At 31.4% G+C, this 2,031-nt stretch carries 1 protein-coding gene; it reads right to left on the minus strand.

Going from position 1 to position 2,031, the window contains the following annotated elements; translation table 11 throughout:
- Positions 1 to 507 precede the first annotated feature (507 nt).
- Positions 508 to 1,656 (minus strand): phytanoyl-CoA dioxygenase family protein, encoded by a 1,149-nt coding sequence (locus F6K22_RS39550; protein WP_293110501.1) that lies wholly within the window; start codon positions 1,654 to 1,656, stop codon positions 508 to 510.
- Between the last annotated feature and the right edge of the window lie 375 nt (positions 1,657 to 2,031).

The raw sequence follows: 2,031 nt of genomic DNA on the forward strand, positions 1-2,031 counted from the left end.
TAGCAATTATCACACTTCCCTACTTCTGAGTTCTGTAACAAGCTTATTATTTGTAACATTTTTTTATCAAAATGCTATTAACTGATATAGCAATTCCCATGCTGTTGAGGTACAAAATTCCTTTGTTTTAGGGAATAAGGAACAGGGAACAGGTATGGAGGGAATAGAAAATAAATAAAAATTAGGTGTACCTCATTAGCCTGAAAAACGCTATACCTGAATACTGAAAGCTAACAGCTAGTTAATAAATGGTATTATTTCCACTAATTAATTTTTAATTGTTCAAAACTTACCTCATAAGTTTTAAATTGTACAGGACTTACGCAGTACAACATATTTTCGTCATTGCGACCGATAGGGAAGCAATCTCAAATGCTAATTTTTCCTAACTCATGCGTAAGTCCTGTTGTATATTTTTTTGTAAGTATAATTGAATCTTGACAAACTCCTACAGTGTTTTTATATTTCTTTGATGAAACAGAGAAAATTGAATATTATAATTTTGATTCAGGTATTTTGATGCAACTTTGCTCTCAATCTTTTTAATTCAGTCTCAAGTAGCTGATTTTGAGATTTTAATAACTCCAATTCTGTTTGAGAATTATATAGCTGACTTCGTAATTTTTCTAACTCTGACTCAACAGTTTGAAGTTGAGGTTTTAAGACATTCAGTTCATCCTGAGATTCCATTGCAATAGGTCGAAATTTTGCTAATTCCTCCTGAAATTGTAATAGTTCAGATTTTAATCTTTTTATCTCATATTCTTCTGGATGAATTTCAAGTTTTTCACCATTATAAATATGATTAACTACTTCTCCTGTGATAATATTCTTAACTTCTTTAAAATGAATCCTATGTAAAAACTGGTCAGAAATTAAAGGAATATAATACATACAATCAGAAAAATAATAATGTGTCACCTGACTATATCTAGTTCTATTTTTATCTAAAACTGGACTGCCTCCGTGTAGTAAATTTGCTGCCCAAATTAAAGCTTGTCCTTTCTTGACATAAAGTTCTACTTTTTTTAAACCATTGTGTTCAATTAATGACTGTAAAAACTCTTCATATATAGGATAAGTATCATAGGGTTTATTCTGATAACTGCCTGTAATTCCCAAATCATTTAAATCAAAAATTGGTAATTTATGACTACCAGGATAATAATGTAGCGGACCGTTATTTGCATCTATATCTTCCAGAGCTACCCAAACTCCACACATAAACCTAGCTGGAATTGAACTAAAATGTATACTGTCACTATGAGTCGATTGTTCAGTACCAAACCTGAAATTTAGGGTTTGAAAAGGGATTGGTTCTCGCTGATAAAGTATTTTTAATAGGTTAATAATTTTGGGAGTGGTGGCAATTTTTTTAACATCTTGATTGAATGTCCAAGCATCTTGAATTCTATCGTGATAAATCCAAGCTGATTCTACTTTGCCTTGATCGCCGTAGATAGGAGTTAAATCTTTAACTATTCTGTCTATAATTTCTCCAATATTTTCTATGCTTAGGTCGTCTATAATTACATAGCCTTGTTCTGCAAATTGTTTGACAATTTTTCTGGTTTCATTGTCTAAATTTAACTGGCTAAAAATTTGTTCAAAAAAAGGTGAGTCTACCCAAGGCAAATTCATTACAGGAATTGTCATTTTTTTATCTAGGGAATAGGGAATATGGAATAGAGATTATAGTAGTTTAACTTAAATATGAGACGTTTTTTCGTTTGAAACTCCCTCATACCAATAAAGCTTTGTCTCAATCTAAAGTTAAATGACTATAGTATTAAACTTTACCTCACTATCCTCAAAAATGTTGTAATTGCATCCTCAGAAAATTGATACAGCATACTTCAGGTAAATGATGTACAGGGTAAATGATGAAAATTATGTAGTGCGCGTATCTTGCCCGCGATGGGTGTACCTCATAACAAAGGCAAGCGCTGTATTTTGCCATTATTCTAATCCATATTCATTAGACATCTCTAATAATAAAAAATCAGAGGTTGGTGAATGATTGTATGACCT

Origin of the sequence: Okeania sp. SIO2F4, assembly GCF_010672385.1 — a bacterium.
Taxonomy (GTDB): Bacteria; Cyanobacteriota; Cyanobacteriia; order Cyanobacteriales; family Microcoleaceae; genus Trichodesmium.

Bases quoted from the DNA above. Each gene is read 5' to 3' on its own strand.
- F6K22_RS39550 (WP_293110501.1), bottom strand. From the start codon at position 1,656: ATGACAATTCCTGTAATGAATTTGCCTTGGGTAGACTCACCTTTTTTT.